This window comes from Photobacterium sp. NCIMB 13483 (assembly GCF_003025475.1).
Lineage (GTDB): Bacteria > Pseudomonadota > Gammaproteobacteria > Enterobacterales > Vibrionaceae > Photobacterium > Photobacterium piscicola.
This window is the reverse complement of sequence record NZ_PYLV01000010.1, coordinates 86,079-111,855: the sequence shown is the minus strand read 5'-3', so window position 1 is coordinate 111,855 and position 25,777 is coordinate 86,079. Positions and strand designations below refer to the sequence as shown.

The 25,777-nt window shown below is 37.8% G+C and carries 21 protein-coding genes; 11 read left to right on the top strand and 10 right to left on the bottom strand.

Annotated elements, in window-relative coordinates; translation table 11 throughout:
- The first annotated feature begins 145 nt into the window (after positions 1–145).
- Positions 146–1,261: an HD-GYP domain-containing protein gene (locus C9I86_RS10280; RefSeq protein ID WP_080155763.1), complete on the top strand. Its 1,116-nt coding sequence runs from the start codon at positions 146–148 to the stop codon at positions 1,259–1,261.
- Positions 1,262–1,269: 8 nt separating this feature from the next.
- Here the strand turns inward: C9I86_RS10280 and pcp are convergent, their stop codons facing one another.
- Positions 1,270–1,908: a pyroglutamyl-peptidase I gene (pcp, locus tag C9I86_RS10275; protein WP_107276292.1), complete on the bottom strand. Its 639-nt coding sequence runs from the start codon at positions 1,906–1,908 to the stop codon at positions 1,270–1,272.
- 455 nt (positions 1,909–2,363) lie between these two features.
- Here pcp and yfcC point away from each other — a divergent pair, with 455 nt between their 5' ends.
- From yfcC to C9I86_RS10250, 5 genes are all read left to right on the top strand, one after another.
- Complete coding sequence (gene yfcC, locus C9I86_RS10270) at positions 2,364–3,839, top strand: putative basic amino acid antiporter YfcC (protein WP_206748825.1); 1,476 nt, start codon at positions 2,364–2,366, stop codon at positions 3,837–3,839.
- Positions 3,840–3,843: 4 nt separating this feature from the next.
- A complete protein-coding gene (locus C9I86_RS10265) occupies positions 3,844–4,851 on the top strand; it encodes a succinylglutamate desuccinylase/aspartoacylase family protein (protein ID WP_107276291.1) in 1,008 nt (335 codons plus the stop codon).
- 252 nt (positions 4,852–5,103) lie between these two features.
- Entirely contained in the window at positions 5,104–5,703 is a 600-nt protein-coding gene (locus C9I86_RS10260; protein ID WP_080155760.1) for a LemA family protein, read from the top strand.
- Complete coding sequence (locus C9I86_RS10255) at positions 5,704–6,462, top strand: YgcG family protein (RefSeq protein WP_107276290.1); 759 nt, start codon at positions 5,704–5,706, stop codon at positions 6,460–6,462.
- Complete coding sequence (locus C9I86_RS10250) at positions 6,462–7,079, top strand: TPM domain-containing protein (protein ID WP_107276289.1); 618 nt, start codon at positions 6,462–6,464, stop codon at positions 7,077–7,079. Before C9I86_RS10255 ends, C9I86_RS10250 begins: the two co-directional genes overlap by 1 nt.
- Before the next feature lie 93 nt (positions 7,080–7,172).
- On the opposite strand, the gene C9I86_RS10245 is transcribed toward C9I86_RS10250, so the two are convergent.
- Positions 7,173–7,721, bottom strand: coding sequence for a hypothetical protein (locus C9I86_RS10245; protein ID WP_045039814.1), 549 nt, complete (start codon positions 7,719–7,721; stop codon positions 7,173–7,175).
- Between the two features lie 416 nt (positions 7,722–8,137).
- Between C9I86_RS10245 and C9I86_RS10240 the strand changes: the two genes are divergently transcribed.
- Positions 8,138–10,381 (top strand): peptidase U32 family protein, encoded by a 2,244-nt coding sequence (locus tag C9I86_RS10240; RefSeq protein ID WP_107276288.1) that lies wholly within the window; start codon positions 8,138–8,140, stop codon positions 10,379–10,381.
- Positions 10,382–10,678: 297 nt separating this feature from the next.
- Here C9I86_RS10240 and C9I86_RS10235 read toward each other — a convergent pair whose 3' ends face one another.
- From C9I86_RS10235 to C9I86_RS10225, 3 genes are all read right to left on the bottom strand, one after another.
- The gene (locus C9I86_RS10235) at positions 10,679–11,689 is read right to left on the bottom strand and encodes a transposase (protein WP_107276287.1); all 1,011 of its coding nucleotides are present in this window, start codon (positions 11,687–11,689) and stop codon (positions 10,679–10,681) included.
- A 123-nt stretch (positions 11,690–11,812) separates the two neighbouring features.
- Positions 11,813–13,438, bottom strand: a complete 1,626-nt coding sequence (locus tag C9I86_RS10230; protein ID WP_107276286.1) for a sulfatase — start codon at positions 13,436–13,438, stop codon at positions 11,813–11,815.
- 156 nt (positions 13,439–13,594) lie between these two features.
- On the bottom strand, positions 13,595–14,113 hold the full coding sequence (locus C9I86_RS10225; protein ID WP_107276285.1) for a hypothetical protein: 519 nt from the start codon (positions 14,111–14,113) through the stop codon (positions 13,595–13,597).
- Positions 14,114–14,499: 386 nt separating this feature from the next.
- On the opposite strand from C9I86_RS10225, the gene C9I86_RS10220 reads away from it, so the two are divergent.
- Complete coding sequence (locus tag C9I86_RS10220; protein ID WP_241956881.1) at positions 14,500–16,611, top strand: S9 family peptidase; 2,112 nt, start codon at positions 14,500–14,502, stop codon at positions 16,609–16,611.
- A gap of 119 nt (positions 16,612–16,730) precedes the next feature.
- Here C9I86_RS10220 and C9I86_RS10215 read toward each other — a convergent pair whose 3' ends face one another.
- The 4 genes from C9I86_RS10215 to C9I86_RS10200 form a co-directional block, all read right to left on the bottom strand.
- Positions 16,731–17,426 (bottom strand): Crp/Fnr family transcriptional regulator, encoded by a 696-nt coding sequence (locus C9I86_RS10215; RefSeq protein ID WP_107276284.1) that lies wholly within the window; start codon positions 17,424–17,426, stop codon positions 16,731–16,733.
- Positions 17,427–17,559: 133 nt separating this feature from the next.
- Complete coding sequence (locus C9I86_RS10210) at positions 17,560–18,294, bottom strand: nucleoside phosphorylase (RefSeq protein ID WP_107276283.1); 735 nt, start codon at positions 18,292–18,294, stop codon at positions 17,560–17,562.
- Positions 18,291–19,019 carry a nicotinamide riboside transporter PnuC gene (gene pnuC, locus C9I86_RS10205; protein WP_107276282.1) on the bottom strand — a complete coding sequence of 243 codons (729 nt, stop codon included), beginning with the start codon at positions 19,017–19,019 and terminating at the stop codon, positions 18,291–18,293. The genes C9I86_RS10210 and pnuC overlap by 4 nt, the downstream gene beginning before the upstream one ends.
- 243 nt (positions 19,020–19,262) lie before the next feature.
- Positions 19,263–20,018, bottom strand: coding sequence for a ZIP family metal transporter (locus C9I86_RS10200; RefSeq protein WP_080155750.1), 756 nt, complete (start codon positions 20,016–20,018; stop codon positions 19,263–19,265).
- Between the two features lie 385 nt (positions 20,019–20,403).
- Between C9I86_RS10200 and C9I86_RS10195 the strand changes: the two genes are divergently transcribed.
- The 3 genes from C9I86_RS10195 (at position 20,404) to C9I86_RS10185 (ending at position 22,646) form a co-directional block, all read left to right on the top strand.
- A complete protein-coding gene (locus tag C9I86_RS10195) occupies positions 20,404–20,607 on the top strand; it encodes a hypothetical protein (protein WP_241956879.1) in 204 nt (67 codons plus the stop codon).
- Positions 20,608–20,747: 140 nt separating this feature from the next.
- Positions 20,748–21,131 carry a hypothetical protein gene (locus tag C9I86_RS10190; RefSeq protein ID WP_199190774.1) on the top strand — a complete coding sequence of 128 codons (384 nt, stop codon included), beginning with the start codon at positions 20,748–20,750 and terminating at the stop codon, positions 21,129–21,131.
- 255 nt (positions 21,132–21,386) lie between these two features.
- Positions 21,387–22,646 (top strand): YadA-like family protein, encoded by a 1,260-nt coding sequence (locus C9I86_RS10185; RefSeq protein ID WP_107276281.1) that lies wholly within the window; start codon positions 21,387–21,389, stop codon positions 22,644–22,646.
- Positions 22,647–22,654: 8 nt separating this feature from the next.
- Here the strand turns inward: C9I86_RS10185 and C9I86_RS10180 are convergent, their stop codons facing one another.
- Positions 22,655–25,777: an efflux RND transporter permease subunit gene (locus C9I86_RS10180; protein WP_107276280.1), complete on the bottom strand. Its 3,123-nt coding sequence runs from the start codon at positions 25,775–25,777 to the stop codon at positions 22,655–22,657.

Below are 25,777 nucleotides of genomic sequence, written 5' to 3'. Positions count from 1 at the left end.
ATTCACTTGTTAATCTGGTTATTCATTTATTTGTTAATAACCGTTTAAAAAACACTAAAATTAAAAATCAATAAATAACTATACAAGATACTATATTTGATTAAATATAAACCAATATGCATATAGTTATGAATGGGACTTATTGATGTATTCATTTTTAAATTCAACACATACTCTTAATGAACGCTTAAATCTATTTACAGCTTCTGTTAAAAATCTTTATCCTGAAATTATTGGGATCGCAGTTACGCGAATAGATGAAGACGATAATCTTTATTCTGTTTATCGTAGCCCTGACTATGGTGATAATTTTCCAACTTTTATTTCATCAATAAGTCGATCACCACGTTTAAACAAAATGCGTTCATCATTAGAACCAAGTATTATTGATAATATGCTTTCTCATCAATCATCTGTGAAAAAAATTCATTTACGATTATTACAAAGTAATTGTATTTCAAGTATGGCATGTCCAATTTATACTAATGATACCTTTATTGGTGTGTTATTTATCAATGCTAAAGTAAAAGATTTTTTTAGTGAAAAAGTTAATTATTTCACCACCTTTTCAATTTTGATCACGTTGCTTATTACTGATAATTTTAATAATAAAAAAGCGTTTCATTCGATTGTAAAAACTGTTTTGTTATTAAGTCATCATAAAGATCCTGAAACCCAGAATCATCTAAAAAGAGTTGCTGAATATAGCCGTTTAATTGGGCTTTACTTAGCTAGAAGAGGAAAATGTAATGGTGATTTTGTTGAATCTGTTTATCATTTCTCGGATATGCATGACATAGGAAAATCTTTAATCCCTGAAGATATTTTATATTCAACAGAGATTTACACCGATGAAGAAAGAGCGGTCATGAATCAGCACCCAGATCTAGGCTGCCAGCTTTTATCGAATATTTTAACCACCTTTAAGTACGATAATAACCAAGAACTCAATACCATCCTTAATATTATTCGTCATCATCATGAACGTTATGATGGTAATGGTTATCCAGATAAACTAAAAGGCACCGATATACCATTAGAAGCGCGTATCGTTACAGTAGCTGATGTTATTGATGCTCTATTAAGCCACCGCCCTTATAAGCAACCATGGTCAATAGAAGATGTTGAACTGTATTTAATCAATGGCTCAGGAACACTGTTTGATCCTCTTTGTATTGATGCTATTTTACATTCACTCAATAAAGTTACACTGATTCAGAAACGTTATCCTGATGTTATTGAGGAAGATCTACCACTATAGTTAATTCATTAACAAATAGAGCCACCGCTTAATGGTATGTCAAAAGCATTATCAATGACCGCTTGTGCGGCTATTTTTAACCCTGCAACGATCAGATCTAACGACATACTCGGCTGATCCCCAAATGTTGCTTGCTGTGGCAACAGAGGAATATGAATAAAACCATGACCAATCTGGGTATAACGTAGATAATGCTGAACACCATAAAATAAATGATTACATACAAAAGTGCCGGCTGTATTTGATACCTGACACGGTATCCCTTGTTGCTGAAGGGCTTGAGTGATCGCTTTAATGGGTAATGTAGAAAAATAAGCATTGGGCCCGTTCATAATAATTGGTTGATCGATAGGTTGATTCCCATCATTATCTGCGATGCGAAAATCATCCATATTAATCGCAATACGTTCAGGAGTGATTGCAGCACGTCCACTTGCTTGTCCCACAGTAATAACATAATCAGGTTGATGGTATTTAATTGCCTCAATCACGACTTCAATTGCTTTAAAGCGAGTCACGGGCACTTGGTGAGCAACAATTATGCCGTTATTGAGAACCACACCATCTAATAATTTTACCGCTTCTAATGCAGGGTTAATGGACTCACCACCAAAAGGCTCAAAACCTGTCATTAATATTTTTTTCATTCTAAAATCTCTTTTTCAAGTCAAATTAATAACGCGATACCGCGCCTAAAAAGTCATAGCAAAGACGTCTTGTTATTTATATCGTCAAATTCGTATTTATTATGTTGCAACTTTCATGAACAATCGTGATATTTCGCTGAGATTACAAAATTAAACAGGCTGTTTATAGTTAAATATAATGGAGAAAATAGGATATCTATAATAAAAAACCAACTAATAATCATGTTCTTATAAAAAATTCTTTATTAAAACCTTGTATTATTCTTATTACTAATAAATATTCCATCAACATATATATAACGCAATATTTTTTATCGTTATAAAAAAAAGATCAAATTGATAAATAACGCATAATAATTGATATTTTGTGCATACTTTATCAATTTATAGCGAATTATATTTTGCACAATTCAATAGATCATCCTAAAACAGCTGATACTGAAAAATCATGGCAAATACCTGACACATTAATCATCATTTTTATCGTTGGCGTATTAGCAACTATTCTCACTTATCTCATTCCGGCAGGCAGTTTTACTCAACATGCAGTGAGTTTTATTGCTGATGGTGTAGAAAAAACACGTGCTGTCATTGATCCAGCATCTTTTAAATATGCCATTGATGCTAATGGTGAAAAAATCTATAACACGGTTGGATTTTTTAGTGCCGGCGGCGGTATTGGCTTAATGAACTTTATGTTCGAAGGCTTAGTTTCTGGTGATAAATGGGGATCAGCTGTTGGCGTGATTATGTTCATGCTGGTTATTGGTGGCGCTTTTGGTGTTGTTATGCGTACTGGCGCCATCGATGCTGGTATTTTAGCCCTCATTCATAAAACAAAAGGCAATGACTTTTTATTCATTCCCGTTCTCTTTGTCTTGTTTTCATTGGGCGGTGCTGTCTTTGGTATGGGTGAAGAAGCGATTGCCTTTGCAATTATTATCGCACCACTCATGTTACGACTTGGTTACGATGGCATCACCACGGTCATGGTCACTTATGTCGCCACTCAAGTCGGTTTTGCATCATCATGGATGAACCCTTTCTCAGTTGCTATTGCTCAAGGTATTGCAGGCATCCCTGTACTTTCAGGTATGACGGTTCGCATTCCATTATGGGTGGGTTTCACTTTAATGGGTGTTATCTTTACCATGCGTTATGCGGCGAAAATCAAACGCAATCCCGAATTATCTTATAGTTTTAAAACTGATCAATTTTTACGTGATAAAACGGCAGAGGTTAAACAATCACAGTGGAGTATCGGTTATACCTTAGTGATCATTACCGTTGCAATCACAACAGGTTGGGTTGTATGGGGTGTCGTTGCACACGCATGGTATATTCCTGAAATCGCATCGCAATTTTTCACTATGGGCTTTATTGCCGGTATTATCGGTATTATTTTTAAACTTAATAATATGACGCTAAATGATATTGCGACCTCATTTAAAGAAGGTGCTGGCGTCATGCTTGCTCCGGCTCTACTTGTTGGTTGTGCCAAAGGTGTATTATTAATTCTAGGTGATGGTTCTGCTGAAGAACCCAGTGTACTTAATAGTATTTTAAACAGTGCTGGCGGTGCAATCAGTGGCATTCCTGATGTAGCGGCAGTCTGGATCATGTACCTCTTTCAATCTGTGTTTAATTTCTTTGTGACATCAGGATCAGGCCAAGCCGCACTCACCATGCCATTGTTGGCACCTTTAGGCGACATTGCGGGCGTTTCTCGTCAAGTAACAGTGCTGGCATTCCAATTAGGTGATGGTTTTACCAATATCGTGGTACCAACATCAGCGTCATTAATGGGAACATTAGGGGTATGTCGTATTGATTGGGGTGATTGGATCCGTTTTAGCTGGCGCTTTATGTTGCTATTGTTCGTTACTTCAAGTGTGACGGTTGTTTGTGCTCACTTAGCTGGATTTAATTAATCACATGACAACGACAAGCACGACCCAACTCACGGGTGACATTATTAATAATATTGCGGTGATTTCAGCATTAAATGTGGACGATCTCGCCATTGGTCAGCATCAGTTTTGGTTCAACGTTGCGACTAACGCCTTAAATCAAGATCAACATTTACCCGTATGGGTATTTAAAGGCAAGCAAGCGGGCAAGAAAGTAATGATCACCGCAGGCATTCATGGTGATGAACTCAATGGCATTTTAACCGCGCAACAACTGGCCCGTCAGCTACAACATACTGACATTTGTGGCAGCGTGATTATTGTTCCAGCGATTAATCTATCGGGTATTGTTCACCACCATCGTGATTTTCATGGCGCGGATCAAGATTTATCTACTGTGAATCTTAATCGCTATTTCCCCGGTAACAATCAAGGTAATGCCGCTGAACGTTACCTTGCTCAATTGTGGCAATATTTATTATTACCCAATGCCGACATTGCGATAGATCTTCATACTCAAACTACGGGAACCTGTTACCCATTGTATGTGTTTGCTGATTTCCGGATTGAATCAGCGCTGGCGATGGCACGATTAATGACACCAGATGCGATCTTAAATGATCCTGGCGATCAGGGAGTATTAGAAACCGTTTGGAATCAGCATGGCGTTAGCGCGATCACCATTGAAGTAGGTAGTGGCAAGATTACTCAACCAACGTTAATTAATCGTGCTGTTATGGGGGTTATGCAAATTATTAAAAACCAACACCATTTAACAACAGCGACCTTGACGCCTTGTGCGATAGAAGCGGATAACGTGACATCTATTCGCGCTGATATCGGTGGGCTAACACTCGCAAATGTTGAGATGCTAGCACCTGTAAGTAAGGGCGATATTATCGCAACACAATATGACCTGCTTGGTAATGAAATTAAACGTTATACCGCTCCTCGTGATGGCATTGTATTAAGTCACAATACTGATGCTTTGCGTGACGCAGGGGCGTTAATTGTACGTCTTATTCACGATTAACCATTAAGTTATCCTCCATCACAATACCCATGCGAAGTTAATAATTAGCATGGGTTATTGTTGATAAACCTCGCATTCTTACAAGGTATGTGAACATTCCCACCATTTCCTTACTCCAACGAACATTGTACAAAAAAAAGACTATTTGCCATCAGTTAGTCACAATTATCAGTGATCATTTACCAACAATGGTGCAATGTATGCTTTACTTGAGTAATAATAATCACTTGAAAGCATAAAAAAAGGAATCTTATGGTGAAGTATCTCAAATCAATCAAATATCTATTTATCGCATTACTGCTTACTCAATTAACAGGTTGTGGTATCAATACCATCCCTACTCTCGATGAACAAGCCAATGCTGATTGGGCCCAAGTACAGAATAATTATCAACGTCGTGCAGATTTAATCCCCAATTTAGTCGCAACGGTTAAAGGTTATGCTGCTCACGAAAAAGACACGTTAACGGCAGTGACAGAAGCAAGATCAAAAGTTTCATCGATGCAAGTCACGCCTGAAACATTAAATAACCCAGAAGCCTTTAAAAAATTTGAAGCCGCTCAAGGTCAATTAAGCAGTGCGTTATCTCGATTGATGGTTGTATCAGAACGCTATCCAGATCTAAAAGCTAACCAACAATTTATCGCACTTCAAGCACAGCTAGAAGGCACAGAAAATCGTATCGCTGTTGCGCGTCGCGATTACATCAATGCAGTAAAAGCTTTTAATACTGAAATTCGTACTTTCCCTGGCCGTTTATGGCACTGGGCAATGTATAGCGATCTAAAAATCAAACCTAACTTTACAGCAACAACACCTAACGCTGATGTTGCGCCTAAGGTTGAATTCTAAATGAAAAAAGTCCTACTTATCTGTGGGCTTTTGTTGTTCATCAGCCCAAATGCATTGGCTGCAATCACTTTCCCTGAATTAACAGGGAGAGTGGTCGACGACGCTCATATGCTAAATGAAGCTCAAACTCAGCAACTTGAGCAAACGCTTGCCGCAGAAGAAAAATCATCGTCCAACCAAGTGGTGGTAGTAACCGTACCGTCAACTAATGGCATTCCCATTGCCGATTATGGCTATCAACTCGGTCGTACTTGGGGAATTGGACAGAAACAACATGACAATGGCGTATTATTAATTATCGCTAAAAATGACAAAAAAATGCGTATCGAAGTCGGTTATGGTTTAGAGGGTGCATTACCTGATGCGATTGCGATTAATATTATAAATAATCACATTAAACCCGCTTTTAAAGCCGGTAAGTTTGCAACGGGAATCGATAATGGCGTAACAGCTATCATTGCTGCTATCCATGGTGAATACAAACCTGTTGTGACAGAAGATAAACCACCCTACGATTTCTATTTGTTTATTTTATTTGTAGTGATCATTCAAATTGTTGCCTTTAGCCGTCGTCGTCGCAACCGTTCAACCTATTATGGCCGCGATGGTGATGTCTTCACCAGTGGTGGTTTTGGATCACACCGTGGCGGCTCTAGTGGCTTTGGCGGTGGTTTCGGAGGAGGTAGTGGCGGCAGCGGTGGTGGTTTTAGTGGTGGCGGCGGTGGCTTTGGCGGCGGCGGTGCATCAGGAGGATGGTAATGAAATTATTTACAAATGAACAACTACAAACAATTAGCCAAACCATCAGTGATATGGAAAAAACCACCGATGCCGAGTTAATTACCGTAATGGCAACAAAGGCTGATGACTATTACTTTGTCCCAACCTTATGGGCGGCCATTATTGCGCTATTTGTTCCTGCACTGTTAATCATTACTCCATTATGGTTAGAGCTAACAGATATTCTATTAGTGCAATTAGCTGCTTTTGTTGTTCTAACATTGATCTTCCGTATTCCAGCCATTAAGTACCTTTTATTACCAAAAGTAGTTAAACATCGTCGTGCAAGTCTAGTTGCTCGTGAACAATTTTTAGCCAATGGTGTTCATCGTACTAAACAGCATTTAGGGGTGATGATCTTTGTTTGCGAAGCCGAGCATTATGTTGAAATTCTCACAGATTACGGCATTAGTGAATGTATCAGCGATGAGGCATGGCAAAGCCTAGTGCGAGATTTCACCAAAGATGTTAAAGCAGGAAAAACGTTTGAAGGCTTTATTCAGTGTTTACAGCAATCTGGTAAATTATTAACTAACGCCCTACCGTACACGGAAGAAAAAAATGAATTACCTAACTGTTTAGTCGTTATTGATTAACATGTGAAATAATTCACCACTAATATTAATTGTTGAAATAGCCTGAGGTTATTTCAACAATTTATTTAAAACATCATTTTTATTATATAATTTTTAACGCTCTAATCGCTCTATATGTTTTAATAAATACTCTTCAATTTGAAATAATCGCATTATTGGCGATTTTAATTCTTTTGTTTCATTACGAGCATAAGATCTTAATTCAAATAAACATTTCAAATACTTTTGATTAACTATCGATTCAATCTCAACCCCAAACTCAGTTAATATTTGATCTTGAATGGTTTTAATATCTCTACGTTGATTATGTTTAGCATTCGATGATTGATCTTTTACAATAGGTGACCAAAGCATAAATCTTGCTTTGTGGTTTGGAAAACATTCTTCTACATATCTAATATTTTTAACAAATTTCTTATAGAATCGCTCAATATTATCTGGTTGGTTATTTTTAACATATTGCAAACCAGTGATTAAATGAGTTGCTACCTCACAAATGTAAACTTCTTTAGCCTTAATATTGATGCCCACAACATCAATCTCACCTTGAATATTAGGGGTATAAAGATTGTATTCAACAAAATCACAACCAAGAATATGTTTTAAATACTCACCAACTAACTCTTCTCCGGGATTCTGCATGTTTCTTCCTATGAATAATGCCAAAATACTATTTATAAAAAAGTTAATCACCTAACAATGATAAAATAAACACCCAACAACTATTGATGGCAATAATCGTAGATTTCATCGCAATACTTATTATTTTGATACATCAAAAACATAAAAAATAAGCTTAGACAGCCAAAAGATGATTAAGATAATTGGACACCCATATGTTGTAATTCATCAGCTATAAGTAACCTTGATGTTGCTGTAATCATCCACAATTGTAATGTAACGTTATAACGACCCTCTCATCTAACTTTACATGCATACATTTACATTTCTTTGATTGATTTATATCAACAAAAGCCTATTTTATGGTATTGCCCCACAGATACAGATAGAATGCCCTCTCAAAAATTACAAGAAAAGCATTGAGTGGGTTATTTCGCATGAGTAGAAAAATAGAATTATTGGCACCAGGTGGTGACGTAGAAGCAATTAAAGCGGCGATTGTTGCTGGTGCAAATGCCGTCTACTGTGGTTTAGATATGTTCAATGCCCGTAACCGCGCCTCTAATCTTTCATATGACGAGCTAAATGGCGTATTACGACTGGCACATGAGCACAACTGTGAAGTCTTCTTAACGCTCAATGTCGTGATATTAGAACACGAGGTTGTTAGCTTAGTACGGTTGCTAAATAAACTGGTTAACAGTGGCATTGATGGCATCATCGTACAAGATTTGGGTATCTTCAACATTGTTAAAAAGCATTTCCCATCATTACATATCCATGCATCTACTCAGTTAACAACCCACAATGAAGGTCAAATTTTATTCTTACACAAAATCGGCGCTACACGCGTTAACTTATCGCGTGAGCTCAATCTTGGAGAGATTAAAGCATTAACAACCGTCGCCCATGATCATGATGTATTAACCGAAGTCTTTGTCCATGGCGCATTATGTATCGCTTTCTCTGGTCAATGTTACTCAAGTTCAGTCAGTGTCGGTAACTCAGGTAACCGTGGTCGTTGTAGCCAAGCTTGCCGTGACGAATACGAAGTGACCGCTGAAGGTCATCGCTTCCCGCTTAACTTAAAAGATAATTCAGCCTACTTTGATTTACCTGAACTGGTCGATGCAGGGGTTGATTCATTAAAAGTCGAAGGCCGTATTAAAGGCGCCCACTATGTTTACACTGTGGTTGATACATGGCGCAAACAGATCAATAACTTTATTGAATCAGGTAAGTTATTAGCTGACGACAGCAATTTACATAAAGTCTTTAACCGTAGCTTCACTAACTCATTTTTACAGGGCGATCTCAACAAGAAAATGTTTACTGATAATCCGCGTGATAACAGTGTTAATTACGCGGTTGAAAAAAACAATGCCATTTCTGTTGTTCAAATCCATGATGTAAAGCAAGATCTTTATAATGAAAAAAATGCATTAGGTGCTGAACTAGCCGATAAGATTAAAGATCTAAGCATTGATAAAGTTGCTCTAACATTGGCTTTTACTGCCAAAGAAAACACCCCGCTAATACTTAATATCATGGCGGGTAACACCTCATTTGAAGTAAAAACTGATTCGTTATTACGTACAGCAGATGAAATTGCCATTACACCAGAAACGCTAGATAAACGCTTCCGTAGTTTTAATAATGCAACGTTTAATCTAGCGCCAATGAACTTTGACAACTTTGATGCTAACTTAACGGTGCCGTTTAAAGAAATTACGGATCTAAAAAACCAAGCAGCATTCTTATTAAATGGCTCTCGTGAGGTAATTAAGCATGTTGATGTACCCGCTTTACCTAAACACGATAAAGTATCATCAACACCTAAACTATCGTTACTGATTGCCAATGAAAAAGATTTACACCTTACTGATGTAACAGATGCTGATATCTACTTCAAACTCCCTGAAAGCTTGAAAAAGAACTGTCTTAAGCACATTACGTTATTACAAGAAAACCCTCGTTTGATTCCTTGGTTCCCAGCAGTATTAATTGGTAAAGATTATTTAGAATCAGTCAAAATCCTTGAGCAAGTGAAACCTAAGCGTATCGTAACTAACAATACGGGTATTGCTTATAAAGCTTATGAAATGGGTATCGAGTGGGTGGCAGGACCGTTCTTAAATACCACCAACTCACACGCTCTTCTTACGTTAAAAGAAGAATTAAACTGTGCTGGTGCCTTTATTTCTAACGAGATCAACCGTGGTCAAATCAGAAATATTACCCGTCCAGAAAACTTTAAGCTCTATTACAGCATTTATCATCCAATCCTGATGATGACCAGCCGTCAATGTTTCTTCCAACAAACCGTTGGCTGTAAGAAACCGGCCATTGAAGCTGGCTGTATGCTGAAATGCGAAAAAGCGACCACCATTACTAATGTAAAAGGTATTTCATTTGCGGTTGATAAACAAAAAGGTGGCTACCCAAGTATTTACAATCATGAGCAGTTCCTAAACTTTGATGCAGTGAATGATTTCTCGCATTTGTTTGACGAGTTCTTTATTGATTTAACCAACATCGGTGCAGGTTCTAAGCAAGAACAAGACAAAGTAGAACTAATCAAACACTTTGAAGCACTACTTGCTGGTAATGATGACGCTAAAGCTGAACTGGATAATTTAGTGCCTATATCAACCAATGCCCAATATGTTCAGGGTTTATAAGCGTTAGCGGTATGGCTTAGTCTCAACAACAAAATAAAATAATATTAGACAGCCTGCTATCTTAGGGGCTGTCTTTTGTTTATGTGCTTTATGCTGGACAGCCAAATATATTAGCTCTTAAATAGAGTCCCCCAAAAACAAACCATTCCACCAGCAATAAATTCTCAATTCTAAAAATTACAGCTTATTGTTTATAATTCATCACTAAATCGGTTCTGTTACCATATTTCAGGATCAAAAAAGCCCACAATCCTGACAGTTATTGCGGTATTTTCATCTGATAATAAGAAACTATATCTAATTAGGATGTAACTGGTGACTCGCTGACTTCCCTTTGCACCAATGCCCACCAACATGTTGTTTGAATGCACACATTCGGGACCATTTCCCGCTTACATTGGCATAATGCTCCATAAATTGTTCACTGTGTTCAAGCCAAGCATCTGCTGTTATTCCCATTTGCTGTAAAATCTTGGGTTGATTAGGTGCAATAAAGCCTTTTTTATCATTTCGAATACACCGACCAGTCCAGTCAATCAGTTCAAGGTAATCAGCAAAAGCAAAGTTTATCCCCGCTTTTTTTGCCTGATGTTCAGCACCAACAAAAGGTAATAATGTAAAATGATTAGTACTTGATGGCGTTTTCTTTGAACTGGAAGCTTTAGCATGATGGTATTCACGAATACGTTGTTGAATAGAGGTAAAATCAGACTGCTCTAATGAAGGTGTAATGCCAGCCCTAATTGGATTTAGATCAACGTACATCATGCAAGATAATAACGCTTGCTCGTCCAGTAGTGCCTGAGACTTAAATCGCCCTTCCCAAAACGCGCCTTTACATTGATCTTCTTTATTGGCTTTTCGTGCTATTTCTTCATTAAGACAGCGCATAAACCAACTAATACTGCCTAATCGTTGTTGCCATTCAGCCACTAAATTTGATAATGCTTGTTGTTTATCCGAGCCAATTTTACCCTCTTTTAAAAAATCGACCGCAATAGGATGACCATTAAATAACTGTAACCAGCGTGATATCACCGCTTCTGGCGTTAGCTTTTGCTGCTGTTCGGTGTCTATTTTAAGCACTAAATGATAATGGTTACTCATCACCGCATAAGCACAAACATCAATACAAAACACAGAGGCTAATTGTTTGATTTTATTTACTATCCAACCACGACGATGGTGATAGTTTTTGCCATTGTATGGGTCATCTCCACACAAATAAGCACGACGCACGCAGCGATTAATCACATGATAAAAGGGCGTGATTTGAGGTTCTATCAATTTTCGTCTTGAGATTGTCATTCGTTTCACCATAAGCAACTTGAAGCTTAACTGTAGTAGCTCATAGTTAATATGCAAAGTTATGGCTGTCCCCAAATAAAAGGCCACCGCGTCAACAACACAGTGGCTTTTCATAATTTGGAATTACTGTAAGTATGCTGGAATACCGTTGTTTTCAAATTTAGCTAGGATCTTGGTAATAAAATCACCGCCCTCATTATCAAAGTCTTTCATTCCAAACGGTAATACTTCATTTTTGGGTAACCACTGCGCCATCTTGGTTTTAATCGCTTGGTATTGTTTATCGGCGGCTAAATTATGATGTTCGTCAGCATCAACGCTACGATCATAAAGTTCTTCACCCCCATCACGATAACGAATATAAGTGTAACGCTGATCACGAATCGCATGGCATTGATAACCATAAGTGGTGACGACAGGAATTTTACGATCAAAGTTTGGGTTTCTAAGTAATGGCACCAGTGAAATACCTTCATTAGTGGCAACGTTCGGTAAACCACACATCTCAACCAAAGTTGGATAAATATCAAGCAAACTTACCGCTTGGCGACATATTTTACCTTGCTTCTGCCCTGCTTCGCTGATTAATAGCGGCACTCGCGTTGATTCTCCCCATAAGGTTTGCTTGCGATAATTCATGTGCTCACCAAAGTTCTGGCCGTGATCGCCCCAAAAGATGACGGTGGTGTTATTTGCATGTGGGCTAGCTTCTAGGGTATTAAGCAACTTACCCACTTGTGCATCAACAAAGGCAATACAGGCGAGATAGGCTTGAACTAACTCTTTACGCATCTTGTTTTTTTCAACCGCTGCCGCATCACCATTTGGAATGATCCCCAATGCTAACGCTTTACCGTATAATGGAACATCAGCCATTTCTTTGCTTATTGTGTCAGGCACAATCACATCATCAAGTGGGAATAAATCAAAATACTCTTTTGGGGCAGTGTAAGGTACATGTGGACGAATAAAGCCACACGCCATAAAAAACGGCTTATCATAGGTTTTCTTAAGCCGTTCAACCGTCCAATCAGCAAAATATTCATCAGGCATAACACCACCATTAGGAATATCCCGTCGTTCTAACGCACCACTGCACAAAGACATACCCGGTGTACCTGGACCGTAGTGTTCAGATTGAATAATTTGTCCCCCACCAACAGGGAATGGATAATATTTATGATCATCTTTACCGTATGAACCATAGCCGTAACCATTGGCAAAAATATGCGCATCACGAGGGCCGATAACATAGAGTGGCACTTCTTCATGCCACTGCTCTGCATGACGAAAATCCGCAGTACCATGATGAGATATTTTCCCTGATGCCATGGTGTAATAGCCGTTACTTTTAAAGTGCTGTGGTAAGACGGGAGAACTACCTAAAACAGACTCAGCAACAGGCGAAAACGGTTTGATACCTAGCTCTTTATTGGTGTATAGCCCTGTTGTCGTTGGGCTCATTCCCGTTAATAAAGCTGTACGCGAAGGTCCGCACACTGGCACTTGGCAATGAGCATTAGTAAACGCAGTTGAACGATGAAACAAACGATCAATATTAGGCGTTTTTGCTTGTGGATGCGCACCTAAAGCACCAATCCAATCATTAAGATCGTCAATGGCAATAAACAACACATTATTCTTTTTAGGCGCTATCGGTTGCCCCACCACTCCCATACTGGTTAATGCTGCGGCAGACACAGACATTGAAGCTGCATAATGGATAAATGAACGTCTAGTTACTTTCATGTATTTTCTTTAAATTAAAATCAAAAGTAAATGAAAGTATCTATGGTCTTTAAAAACAAACAATCATAAAATTTCAGAATCAAACGATCATCACAATTTTACTGGTAATCAATTTAATAACGGTATTTGATTCCTATTATGATTGCTTGTAACTCTCTAGTTTATAAAATCATAATTATTATTAAATATCTTCTGAGTACTCTTTTGATAACGTTGCACTAACTCAATAATATCATTAAATTGCACTGCATCATTAACGGTATAATTAACGGCTACCGTCTCTAATGGCATTGAAACTGACGCATAATGCTGAGTGTTATAAGTCACTACGGTTGATAAATGAAGAGTAATATTGGTATTAAAATACGCTGTTGATAACTGCATTTTTTCACCAGCAGAAAGCGTTTTATTTGCCTCATTTACATCATTATTGAGTTCGGTTGTGAGTTGTTTAACGATCGTTGTAATCGGTGCGGTTACCGTTAGCAGTGTTTCTTCATTACTCGTAATAACAACCGTCGACAATAAATGTTGAGAATATACCTGACCTAAATGTAGTGTTTTACCATTAACGTTAACCTCATGTTGAGGTTCTAACGTCATATACAGATCTCTTACACCAATCAGCCCAGCAAAAATCAGTACACTTACTGCAATAACACGTCTTTTTTTCATTTAATAACAATTTATTCGATCATAATCTTATTTCATCATAAATAGTTACCCTGTATTTTTTGTGATCTTTATCACGCTTGATTGGCCGTTTTTATTCATTCTTATATGTTAAGAATAGAAATATAGCCCTCTTTTATAAATCACATAAAAACCAATAACTTCAGCTAGATAACTCAATAATGAAAACATCAATTACTGTTCTGCTTTCTCCTCTCAATAAGCATCTTCAATTCATGTAGCCATTCGTCATTCTATTTTGTAAAACGAAGGATTGAAAAAGCCACCAATAGCCCCAAGGTTATTACCATCAAAGCAAATAATATTGCTGTATCTATTGGTTTTACTCAGTGGTTTATCTCACCCAGTAGCCACAAAAGGACAACACTTTGAACGACACAACATCAGCGACATCTCATGATAATAGCAACACTCAGGCTGTGAGCGCCCCTGTTGCTAAGAAAATCCCCCATGAGATGAGCATCCATAATGATACGCGTATTGATGATTACTATTGGATGCGAGATGACAGCCGCACAGATCCTGAGATCATCGCGCATCTAAATGCTGAAAATAGTTACACAGATGCAGTAATGGCACACACCACTGCATTACAGCAAACATTATTTGATGAGCTAAAAGGACGTATTGTTAAAGATGATAATACCGTCCCTGTAAAGCAAGGCAGTTATTACTATTCAAGTGAAGTCTCTGGCGATAATGAATACCCTATTTCAGTGCGCGCTACTGATTTTTCGGGCACAGATAAGCAAGTCTTACTCGATCTAAACCAACTCGCATCTGAGCATGATTACTATGATGTTTCCAGTGTCAGCATTAGCCTTAACGAAAACTTATTAGCTTATGGTGAAGACACGGTAAGCCGTCGTATTTACACCATTAAAATTAAAGATCTCACCACAGGTCAGTACCTTGCTGATGAAATTACAGGTACTAGCGGCTCTGTTGCTTGGCAAAATGATAACCAAGCGTTTTACTATATTCACAAAGACCCACAAACCTTATTAGGTTATCAGGTTTATCGTCACCGCTTAGGTACACCACAAGCTGATGATCAGTTAATTTTTGAAGAATACGATCAAACTTTTTATACCTCAATTGGTAAAAGTAAAGATAACTCATTAATTTATATCTGGCATTCAAGCACAGAAACCAGCGCCGTCTCTTTTATTGATGCTAACGATGCTAATGCGCAAGCAATCTCGTTCTTAGATCGTGAAGTTGGCTTGGAATACAGTATTTCTAAGCTTGATGACTGGTTCTATATTCACACTAACTATAAAGCGGTTAACTTTCGCTTAATGAAAGTAGCCACGACTGATATCGGCAATAAAGATCATTGGCAAGACGTGATCCCTGCGCAAGAAGGCGCAATGTTAGAAGATTACGAGATCTTTAATGATTATCTAGTATATCAGCAGCGTGAGAATGGCTTAACTCGCATTACTGTGCGTGATCTTCACACTCAACAGCAGCAACAATTACATTTCAACGATGAAGCATTCACACTTTATCTTTACGGTAATAAAGAGATTGATTCAGACAAATTACGTCTGTATTACTCAAGCATGACCACGCCAGGCACTCACTATGATTTCAATCTTAGTGATGGTAGCAATGTGGTGTTAAAGCAAGCACAAATCCTCGGTGATTTTGACGCGAATAATTACCGTTCTGAACGTATTATGATACCCGCTCGTGATAGTAAATCCGTTCCGGTATCACTGGTTTATCGTAAAGATTGCTTTAAAAAAGATGGCACTAACCCGTTGTATCAATATGGTTATGGATCATACGGCGCTATCATTGACCCAAGCTTTTCATCAACCCGTTTAAGCTTACTCGACCGCGGTTTTGTGTACGCGATTGCGCATATTCGTGGTTCTGAAATGTTGGGCCGTCCTTGGTATGAAGATGGTAAGAAACTTACCAAGCAAAACACCTTTAATGACTTTATTGATGTTACACAATCATTAGTAGAACAAGGTTATGGCGCAAAAGATAAGATCTTTGCCGTAGGTGGCTCTGCGGGTGGTTTGTTAATGGGTGCGATTATCAACCAAGCTCCTGAGCTATACTGTGGTGTTGCAGCTCACGTGCCGTTTGTTGATATTGTTACCACCATGCTTGATGAATCAATTCCATTGACAACCAACGAGTATGACGAGTGGGGAAATCCTAACCACAAAGAGTACTACGACTACATGTTGAGCTATTCACCCTACGATAACATTACCGCTCATGACTACCCTCACCTATTGGTGACAACGGGGTTACATGATTCGCAGGTGCAGTATTTCGAGCCAATGAAATGGGTTGCTAAGCTGCGTGATGTTAAAACGAACGATAACCGTCTGTTGTTTAAAGTAGATATGGAAGCAGGTCATGGTGGCGCATCAGGTCGCTTTAAGGCACTCCATGAAGATGCACTTGAATACGCGTTCTTTATTGATCTATTGGCTGAACAGAAATTAATCTAGCTGAACCGTGATAAGTTATCAACGCATAACATTATGCGTAATCATAAATATCAAGTAATAACATCAAACAATGGCGGCTTAATCAGTCACCATTGTTATTTTAAAAACTCAGAAACAACTTACGATAATTCATAATCTTCAAAGTGATCTACAAACTTCTGTAACCCAGCCAAATCCACAATAATAAGCTCAGAACCTTGTTTCTCAACTAATCCTTGCTGAATCAATGTCTTTAATGCGCGTCGATAAACACGGCTTGATGTACCAAACCGTTCAGCCTCTTTATCTGCTTTATTAAATCGACCAAGGGTCATCGAATTACGGGCGTGCTGAAGTAAATCAAATGCAATATTGTAAGTAATGGGATGTAATAAACGGTAGGTGTAAATATCAAGCGAGTCTTGGTAATCAAGTGCCAATGCAGACGCAAAAAACAAACTAAATTCAGGGCGTTCTAACAGTAATTTCTCTACTTTTTTCATATCAAGAATGTCAATTTCTATCGCTTCTTCAACAACAACAGACCATTGGCATAGTGTTTTAGTAAAGAACTCCATTTCACCAAAGACATTATAGTTACAGTCCATCTCTCCTAATTGAAAACGACGACCATTAACAGCACAAATATGCATCGACACTCGTCCAACAGGCACAATCATTAACTGAGTAATATCCTGGCCTTGCTGCATGATAGCATCGCCGATTTGGTAGCGTTTACTGCCGATTTGACACTTATATAGTGCTTGGCGAAAGCTCGCATAATGTTGAGTTAGGTAATCACTAAAACGGGTTGAGGAGGAAGGAGTCAATTGCATTGCGCATATCACTATTGTTTCATTTTAAATCAAGATAGCGGGTTTTTATGGTACTGAATAGGAAAATGTATAGTGCGCATTAAAATAGCCCAATTTATAAAAACCGGGCTATTAATTTGGTGATTAAATAGACTTAAACAACCTTAATAAGGGCATTCAGCGCAGTATGGGCAGCTAACTGTTCCCCTTTAATCATATCTTCAGCTTCATTAACATAAGCACTAATCCCTTCACTTACATTCTGCTGATAAAGCACCACGTTATTCAAAATTGCGGCTGTTTTTAGTTGACGTAAACGCCCCACCGTTAATAAGGCAGAAGTCTCCATATCAGCCCCTAATACGCCTTTTTTATGCCAATACTCACAAATATTATCTTCTTCATCGGTATAAAAACTATCGTGAGAACGTACAATGCCACTATGATAGTTAATATTCTGTTGCGATAAATCTGTTTTTAATAAGTGAACCAATTGATGATCAGCAATAGCCGGAAATTCACTTGGAATATATGCTTTAGAGCCACCTTCATCTCGCACTGCACCTTCGGCAACAATGAGTTCACCTAAACCAATATTTGATTGCAGTGCCCCTGCTGAGCCAACACGGATAATATATTCAGCGCCACAACGTTTGAGTTCTTCTATAGCAATAATCATTGATGGTGCGCCCATCCCCGTACTACACAATGTAACGGGTTTACCCTGATAGTCGCCATTAATAATACGGTACTCACGGTTTTCAGCAATTAACACACTATTTGTTAAAAAACGTTCCGCAATTCGATTTACTCTATCAGGCTCACCGCAGACTAAAATACTCGTGGCAATTTGACCGTGACTAATTAATAAATGAGGTTGTTGATTCATGCGATAACCTTCTTAGCTTGTGGTTTATTTCTGTTCGCAATTGCAATCCAGCAACGGGCACCATTTGCCGCAACAAAGAGTAGAATTGCATACTGAATAGACATTGCATACACGCCTTGTACTGCATATAAACCGACGCTGATGATATTAATAACTACCCACACAATCCAGTTTTCAACATACTTACGTGTCATTAGAATCTGCGCCACAATAGACAGTACCGTCATGGTAGCATCCCAAAATGGGAACGCGCCGGGTTGTAATGTTGGAGCCGCTAAATTAGCACCGAAAACATTCAATATATCTACAGCGAAATTAGCTAAAGCAAAAAACACGGGGTTGATATAAACCGTTAGTAACCCAATCGCAATTGCACTTAATGTCACGGTCATGACTAATTTTTGCTTACTTAACCACCGAACCTCTAAGTTATCTCCCTCGCTAGTTGGTCTTGTCCATGCGAACCAACCATAAATATTGGCAACAAAGAAGAATACTTGTAATAGCAACAACCCATACAATTGAATTTGAAAGAAAATAATACAAAACAAGGTGACATTAATAAGACCAAAAAAGAAATTTATGGTTTTTTCTTTACTGGCAAACCAAATACACAGCAGACCAAATACAGTACCAATTGCTTCAATCCATGACATTGCATAACCGTCACCGATTGGAAAATTAACAAGGGTGTTATTGATATCAAACCAAGAAAGAAAGTCCATCCGTTAATCCTTTTGTTCTTATTAATAATTTGAAGCAATTGTAAAAGGTATCTTTATCTAAGATGAGGACATTTGTCCCATTGCACGTGAGGGGGATCAACTTTTAAATAATTAGCACATCAGTTTCTAACTCAAAGACAAGATGATGTAATGACGTTAGGGTATTACCCAGATAAAGCAGTTCCGCGTTAGCTAGAAGTAACTAACGCGGACAATAAGGTGGAATTTAGCGTAATAAAACAATCAAGCCCAAATAGCAACCACGGCCATTAAAACAAAACCGATAACGACAAAAGTGAAATTCTTTAAATCACAGCATTTATCAACCATGGTTGACTGTTTTAAACCATGCAATGTACCAAGGTACAAAAATGTACCAGCAGCTAATGAATAAAAGATAGGCTCTAATAATGGATAGTTTTCGGTATAGTCTAAAATACCCGATCCTAACCCCACACCAAGCGGCAACATTATCGTAAATAGTGCAAACATAGTTAAAGATTGGCGCAACGACAAGCGGCTTTTACTTAATTGCACAGCCAGTGAAAAACTTGCTGCCCATTTATGCGCTAGAATAGCAATGAGGATCATAACCATCATTGTAATTGAACCACTTAATCCAAGCACCGTACCCGCAAGTAACGAATGAATAGATAGAATGACCATCGCTAAAATAGCGAATGCAGGACTGTTACTGTCGCCATGTTCATCTAAACGGCGACCTAAGTGTTCAAACCATAATAATAATAAGAACACGCTGCCAGCTAATACAAAGGCAATTGGATATTCAATACCATGATCTAAAAATGATTTAGAGGCATCACCCAGCATATGAATAAGACCTGCACCTAGAAAAACACCTGATGCTAAGGCTTCTGCTGCCGGAGATTCTAATGGTCGGGTCGTTTTAAATTTACGTAAAAACGGATACAATCCCGCAAGTACAGTAGTTATAAAAATCAGCACTACTGATAATATTTTAAATTCATCGAGATTCATGTTGTATTCCGCATCGTTAAACAGCCAACGTTATAGCACTTACCGTGTGACTCTGCGAACAATTTGAATGTAAAACATTAATTCCATATAGCAACAATATTAATTAATGCTCTTTTTTAAATAATAAAGAATAACTATCTCTTTTACATATAACCACGAATAAACTTGAAAAATATTATTAATCAATGAATTACATTAAAAATGAAATTAAGATTATTTTATTTATATAGCAAAAGTGCATAAAAAAAAGCCAAACAACCCTTTCTATTTAAAAATGAACTACGCTTACTGAGTCCAGATATATCATAAAATAGAGGTATTTATGGCAACTCAAAAAACAAAAGAATCAACGCATGAAACAATGAAACAATGAAACAATGAAACAATGAAACATCATTATACTGATAATGAAAAACACAAACATGATAAAGATCACCAACAATATCGTGAACATGAACCATCACATGGACATCATATCCATGGTGGTGTTGGTACCGCACATAAAGATACTCACCATCACCATTATACAACGCATCATCACCATCATTATTATGGTCCCGTTACTATCATTAATAGTGACGAAGAATAATTATTCTTCAGCAGACTAAAGCATACTAACAAATATATTAGTATGCTTTACTGTGATCAATTAGCTCTTCATAACATGATATTCATACTTTTTTCATTTATAATTGCCATCTTCATTACCTTTAAAAAGCTTTTCATTACATGAGACAATTTATTATTACAACCTTGTTTTGTTTATTATTAGTAGGATGTGTAACTGAAAGTGTGCGAGTTATTCCAACTAAAGTCAGCGTAAAAGCAGATATAGGATTTAACCCCTGTGGAAGTGACATTGAAGGCTATCATTTTGAACCCAATGGTATAATTTCAATTACTTGTACTAACGGCAATATTTATTCAGTCCGTAATAATACTGAATTAAATCAAATGAAAAATAAAGTTATTGAATGCCAACAAAAAGGTTTTAATGATTATAGTGAGTGTTTATCACATAAAAACGCAGCGAAAAAAAAGCATCAGCATCACAACAAGATAAACAACAAGATAAACAACAAGATAAACAACAAGATAAACAACAATAATTAGTCACCTTGATCACTAAATAGCCACAATTAGAAACAAGTAATATTTATTAATACTGAAAAAATTACAAATCAACCCACAACAAATGCATAAGCATCCATTTAAATACGTTTTATACCGTTTTTAAAAGCATAAAAAATCACATTCTGCCATTGATTATGATTTGTTCAGTTTTGGTTTCTGTTATTTAAATTCTGCTACTAACTTTCATACATCCTCTTGCTCTACTATCTCTATATAGAAACAAGGGGCTCTATTATGAAAAAACATCACTTAGCCTATTTAATACTTGCTACTTTATCTGCATCAAGTATGGCTGAAACGCCAACGGCTCAATCAAATAATGTCATTATTGGTAATGACGCCAATGTAAAAAACAGTACAACGTCTATTTCAGTTGGTCCTAATGCCAGTGCTCAAGGTAATTCAAGTGTTTCTGAAGGTTATCAAGCTATCGCTCAAGGTGATGCTGCGGTTGCAATAGGTGTTGCCGCAACGGCTGTAGGGGATCAATCTGCATCTTTTGGCTCAAACGCAAATACTCACGGTAATAGTTCATCTTCTTTTGGCTCAGGGGCTATTGTTAAAGGCATTCAAGCTGAAGCCTTTGGATCAACAGCACATGCGATTGGTAATGCAGCCGTTGCTTTTGGCTCTGGCGCCCAAGCTAATGGTAGCTATTCTACCGCATTAGGTACAAACGCTCGTTCATCAACCTCCAATATTGCTATTGGTAATTATGCCCATGCCACAGGTACTCGAGGTTCAATTGCAATAGGTAACCAATCACAATCAATTGATGGTCAAGTCTCCTTTGGTAATAATCAAATCCAACGTCGTTTAGAGCATGTAAATTCAGGTATCGCGAGTACTGATGCGGTGAATGTCAGTCAATTAAATAAAGGCATAAAAGCAACAGAAAATTATACTAATACAAAAGTAGCCTCAACACTAACCGAAGCAAAAACATATAGTCATCAACAAAGTGTCAACGCAGTACAACAAGCTAATACTTATACTGATAATAAAGCTGCAACAACACTCACCACTGCGAATAATTATAGCCAGCAACAAAGTGTTAATGCGGTAAAACAAGCCAATAGTTATACTAATGATAAATCTGCAACAACACTCACCACTGCAAATAAATACAGCCATCAGCAAAGTATCAACGCCGTACAACAAGCCAATACTTATACTAATAATAAATCAGCGGCTACGTTATCTGCCGCGAATGAATATACGGATCAAAAAGTCGACTTACTTTCCCACAGTATTGAAAAAGTACATAATCAAGCCAATGCGGGTATTGCAAGTGCAATGGCGATGACATCAATCCCAATGCGACAAGGTTATCACTATACTCTTGGTATGGGTGTCGCTAATTATGATAACCAATCGGCAATGGCTATTGGAGGAAAATTCGATGTCGGTCAGCACGGTATTGTCACTTTAGCCGCTTCTGATGATAGCCAACATGACGCAGGTATTGCTGCTGGGGTTGGATTTGGTTTTTAAACAAGACATTATTTATCCAATTGTGGACGCCACCAATAATGAAATAAACGACGACAAACTTGTTTAATGTCATTCAAAATTAAATACAGAGCAGGCACTAATAGTAAAGTAACTACTGTTGCAAATAAAATTCCAAATGCCAATGATGTTGCCATTGGAATCACTATTTGTGCCTGCAAGCTCGTTTCAAGTAAAATAGGCGCCAAGCCAAAGAAGGTGGTTAGTGACGTTAGTACAATGGCACGAAAACGACAGCACCCTGCATCAATAACGGCATCATAAAGAGAAGTACCTTGTTCCAAAGCACGGTTAATAAATACCACCAGCACTAAAGAATCATTCACCACTACACCAGACAATGCCAAAATACCAAACACACTCAGTAAATTAAGTGAAATATCCGCAAAATAGTGTCCAGCAATGGCACCAATAATACCAAAGGGGATCACTGACATAATGATCAACGGTTGGCTGTATGATCGCAATGGAATCGCCATTAATGCAAAAATAGCAACCAGTGCTAATACCGCATCACGCAGTAGGCTAACTTTCGTTTCAGACTCTTCTTTTGCTTGCCCATCAAGTTGAATGTTAACTGCTGGATATTGCTGACGTAATAACGGTAAATAATCTTTATTTATAATGGTATATATCTCAGATGGAGAAGCTTTACCTTTGTGAACATTTGCACTAACGACCAATGTTCGACGTTTATCTACCCGATTAATACTGTTTAATGCTGAAATAAAATCAATGGTTGCCACTTCAGAAAATGGCACCAACGTACCATTTGATAAAACCACTTTCATATTTTGTAAATAACCGACACTACGACGCTCATCAGCAGGATAACGTACCATCACTTTCACTTCTTCGTTATTGCGTAAAATACGTTGAACTTCAATACCATGAAAAGCATGTCGAACTTGATTGGTCAGATTCGCAACGGATAAACCTAATATTTTCCCAATTGACGTTAACTTAATATTAATCTCTTGCGTTGGCGCAGATAAATCATCTTCAACATTAAACACCCCTTGATAACGTTCAAGTTGCTGCTTTAATTTTGTAGCTGCTTGCAAAAGTTGCTGACTATTCTCACCTTGTAAACGGTATTGAATATCACTTTTCTGGCGGTCAATAGACGCTTCATAAGCAATAGTTTTGACGCCAACTAATGGTGGAATATGGTGTTTCCATTTATTTAAAATCTCAAAACTACTTATAGGTAAACTTTCGCTTTTTTCTAATTCAACTAACACAAACATATTGTTATTGTCTCGCATATTAACAAAGCTATGCTTCACGACATGCATGCCCTGCTGCTGATAAATTTCTTCATCAGTTGCATACAACGCCTGTTCTAATTGATTAATAACCTTAATATTATTTGCTTTTGAATTAGAATCATTCATTTCTACCAAGACTTGAATATAGTCAGAGGGTAATTTAGGAAAGAACACCCACCGTAATTGTCCACTGAACACTAACGCCAATGCTAAGCACAACACACCAACAAATGTCGCTAAGACACTATATCTATGCACGATGGCCAAACCAATAAAACGTCGATAATGAACATGAATAAACTTATTTACCGCCTGATTAAAGCGTTGTTTCATTCGCACAATAGGATTGTTCCAAGATCGTTGTTGTACTAAACGCGATCGGGCTAAGTGGGCGGGCAAAATTAATTTAGATTCAATCAGGGAAAAAGTTAAACATAAAATAACCACCCATCCAATGGCCTTAAAAAATTCAGTGCGAGGACTATCTGACAACAGCATTGGCACAAATGCAGCCATGGTCGTTAATACCCCAAAGGTTGCAGGAATAGCGACTCGCTTCGCCCCTTGAATAACATGATTAATTGTTTGCCCTTTTTGTTCTACTTCTGAATAAACACTTTCTCCAACAACAATTGCATCATCAACCACGATCCCAAGTACGAGAATAAACCCAAATAACGACAATAAGTTAATGGAGATATTAATCATCTCAAATGGCATAAATAATAACGTGCCAAGAAAACAAAAAGGTAACCCAAGTATTACCCAAAATGCTAATCTCACTTCAAGAAAAATAGCGAGAATAATAAACACCAATAATCCGCCATACACCATATTAGACAGCATCATATTAAGCCGCCCTTCAAGGTAATGTGACATATCAGCCCATTTATCAATATGAATACCCGCTGGTAATTGTGCCTTTTTATTCGTCACATAATCACTGATTTGCTGGGATATGAGCGTTGCGTCTTGATTAGGAAGATTTCGAATTTGTATCACCGCGGCACGTTGTTGATTAAATCGATTAAGTACTGATTTTTCGACAAAACCATCCGTTACAGTGGCAATATCAGACAGGCGTAATCGACTTCCATCCGCGTTCGTGCGTAAAACGATATTGGCAAATTGATCACCTTGATAAAGTTGTTCTGTGGTACGAACTAACACATCACCATCTTGGGCTTTAATTGCTCCGGCGGGTAAGTCCAATGAGCGTTGCTGTAATACCTGTGCTATTTGCTCAATGGTAACGCCATGATCGCGCAGTTGCTGTGCGGCTATTTCAATTGCTATTTCATCATTTCTTATTCCGCTTACCGTCACCGCTGTCGCACTGGTTTGCTGAATAATTTCATCTTTTACAACTTGAGCATAACGTTTAAGTTGGCGATCACTCAAATCACCATATATTGATAAAAACATCACATTACTCATAAATTCCGCCCGTTGAATCAAGGGCGGCTCCATTTGAGTAGGGAATGTCGTAATATTATTAACCCGCTGTTTTACCTCATCTAAAACTTTATTAAGATCAGCATCATTATCAAGCTCAACCGTAACAACCCCACTTCCTTGATTAGCGACAGCCGTCACCCGCTTAATATCAGCAAGGTCATCAATAGCTTGTTCAATTTTAACAATGATCCCTTGTTCTACATCGGCAGCGGCAGCCCCTGTATATTGAGTGGTTATGGTAATTTTATGAGTACCAAAGGCAGGAAATATCTCTTTATTAATAAGATTAACTGAAAATAAACCACCGATCATCACTAGCAGCATCAACAAATTAGCGGCGACATGATTACGCGTAAACCAAGCAATGATCCCTGATGATTCCAT

Coding starts and splice junctions, on each gene's coding strand:
- C9I86_RS10280 (WP_080155763.1), top strand. CDS start 146: ATGTATTCATTTTTAAATTCAACACATACTCTTAATGAACGCTTAAAT.
- pcp (WP_107276292.1), bottom strand. CDS start 1,908: ATGAAAAAAATATTAATGACAGGTTTTGAGCCTTTTGGTGGTGAGTCC.
- C9I86_RS10265 (WP_107276291.1), top strand. CDS start 3,844: ATGACAACGACAAGCACGACCCAACTCACGGGTGACATTATTAATAAT.
- C9I86_RS10260 (WP_080155760.1), top strand. CDS start 5,104: ATGGTGAAGTATCTCAAATCAATCAAATATCTATTTATCGCATTACTG.
- C9I86_RS10255 (WP_107276290.1), top strand. CDS start 5,704: ATGAAAAAAGTCCTACTTATCTGTGGGCTTTTGTTGTTCATCAGCCCA.
- C9I86_RS10250 (WP_107276289.1), top strand. CDS start 6,462: ATGAAATTATTTACAAATGAACAACTACAAACAATTAGCCAAACCATC.
- C9I86_RS10245 (WP_045039814.1), bottom strand. CDS start 7,721: ATGCAGAATCCCGGAGAAGAGTTAGTTGGTGAGTATTTAAAACATATT.
- C9I86_RS10240 (WP_107276288.1), top strand. CDS start 8,138: ATGAGTAGAAAAATAGAATTATTGGCACCAGGTGGTGACGTAGAAGCA.
- C9I86_RS10235 (WP_107276287.1), bottom strand. CDS start 11,689: ATGACAATCTCAAGACGAAAATTGATAGAACCTCAAATCACGCCCTTT.
- C9I86_RS10230 (WP_107276286.1), bottom strand. CDS start 13,438: ATGAAAGTAACTAGACGTTCATTTATCCATTATGCAGCTTCAATGTCT.
- C9I86_RS10225 (WP_107276285.1), bottom strand. CDS start 14,113: ATGAAAAAAAGACGTGTTATTGCAGTAAGTGTACTGATTTTTGCTGGG.
- C9I86_RS10215 (WP_107276284.1), bottom strand. CDS start 17,426: ATGCAATTGACTCCTTCCTCCTCAACCCGTTTTAGTGATTACCTAACT.
- C9I86_RS10210 (WP_107276283.1), bottom strand. CDS start 18,294: ATGAATCAACAACCTCATTTATTAATTAGTCACGGTCAAATTGCCACG.
- pnuC (WP_107276282.1), bottom strand. CDS start 19,019: ATGGACTTTCTTTCTTGGTTTGATATCAATAACACCCTTGTTAATTTT.
- C9I86_RS10200 (WP_080155750.1), bottom strand. CDS start 20,018: ATGAATCTCGATGAATTTAAAATATTATCAGTAGTGCTGATTTTTATA.
- C9I86_RS10195 (WP_241956879.1), top strand. CDS start 20,404: ATGAAACATCATTATACTGATAATGAAAAACACAAACATGATAAAGAT.
- C9I86_RS10190 (WP_199190774.1), top strand. CDS start 20,748: ATGAGACAATTTATTATTACAACCTTGTTTTGTTTATTATTAGTAGGA.
- C9I86_RS10185 (WP_107276281.1), top strand. CDS start 21,387: ATGAAAAAACATCACTTAGCCTATTTAATACTTGCTACTTTATCTGCA.
- C9I86_RS10180 (WP_107276280.1), bottom strand. CDS start 25,777: ATGGAATCATCAGGGATCATTGCTTGGTTTACGCGTAATCATGTCGCC.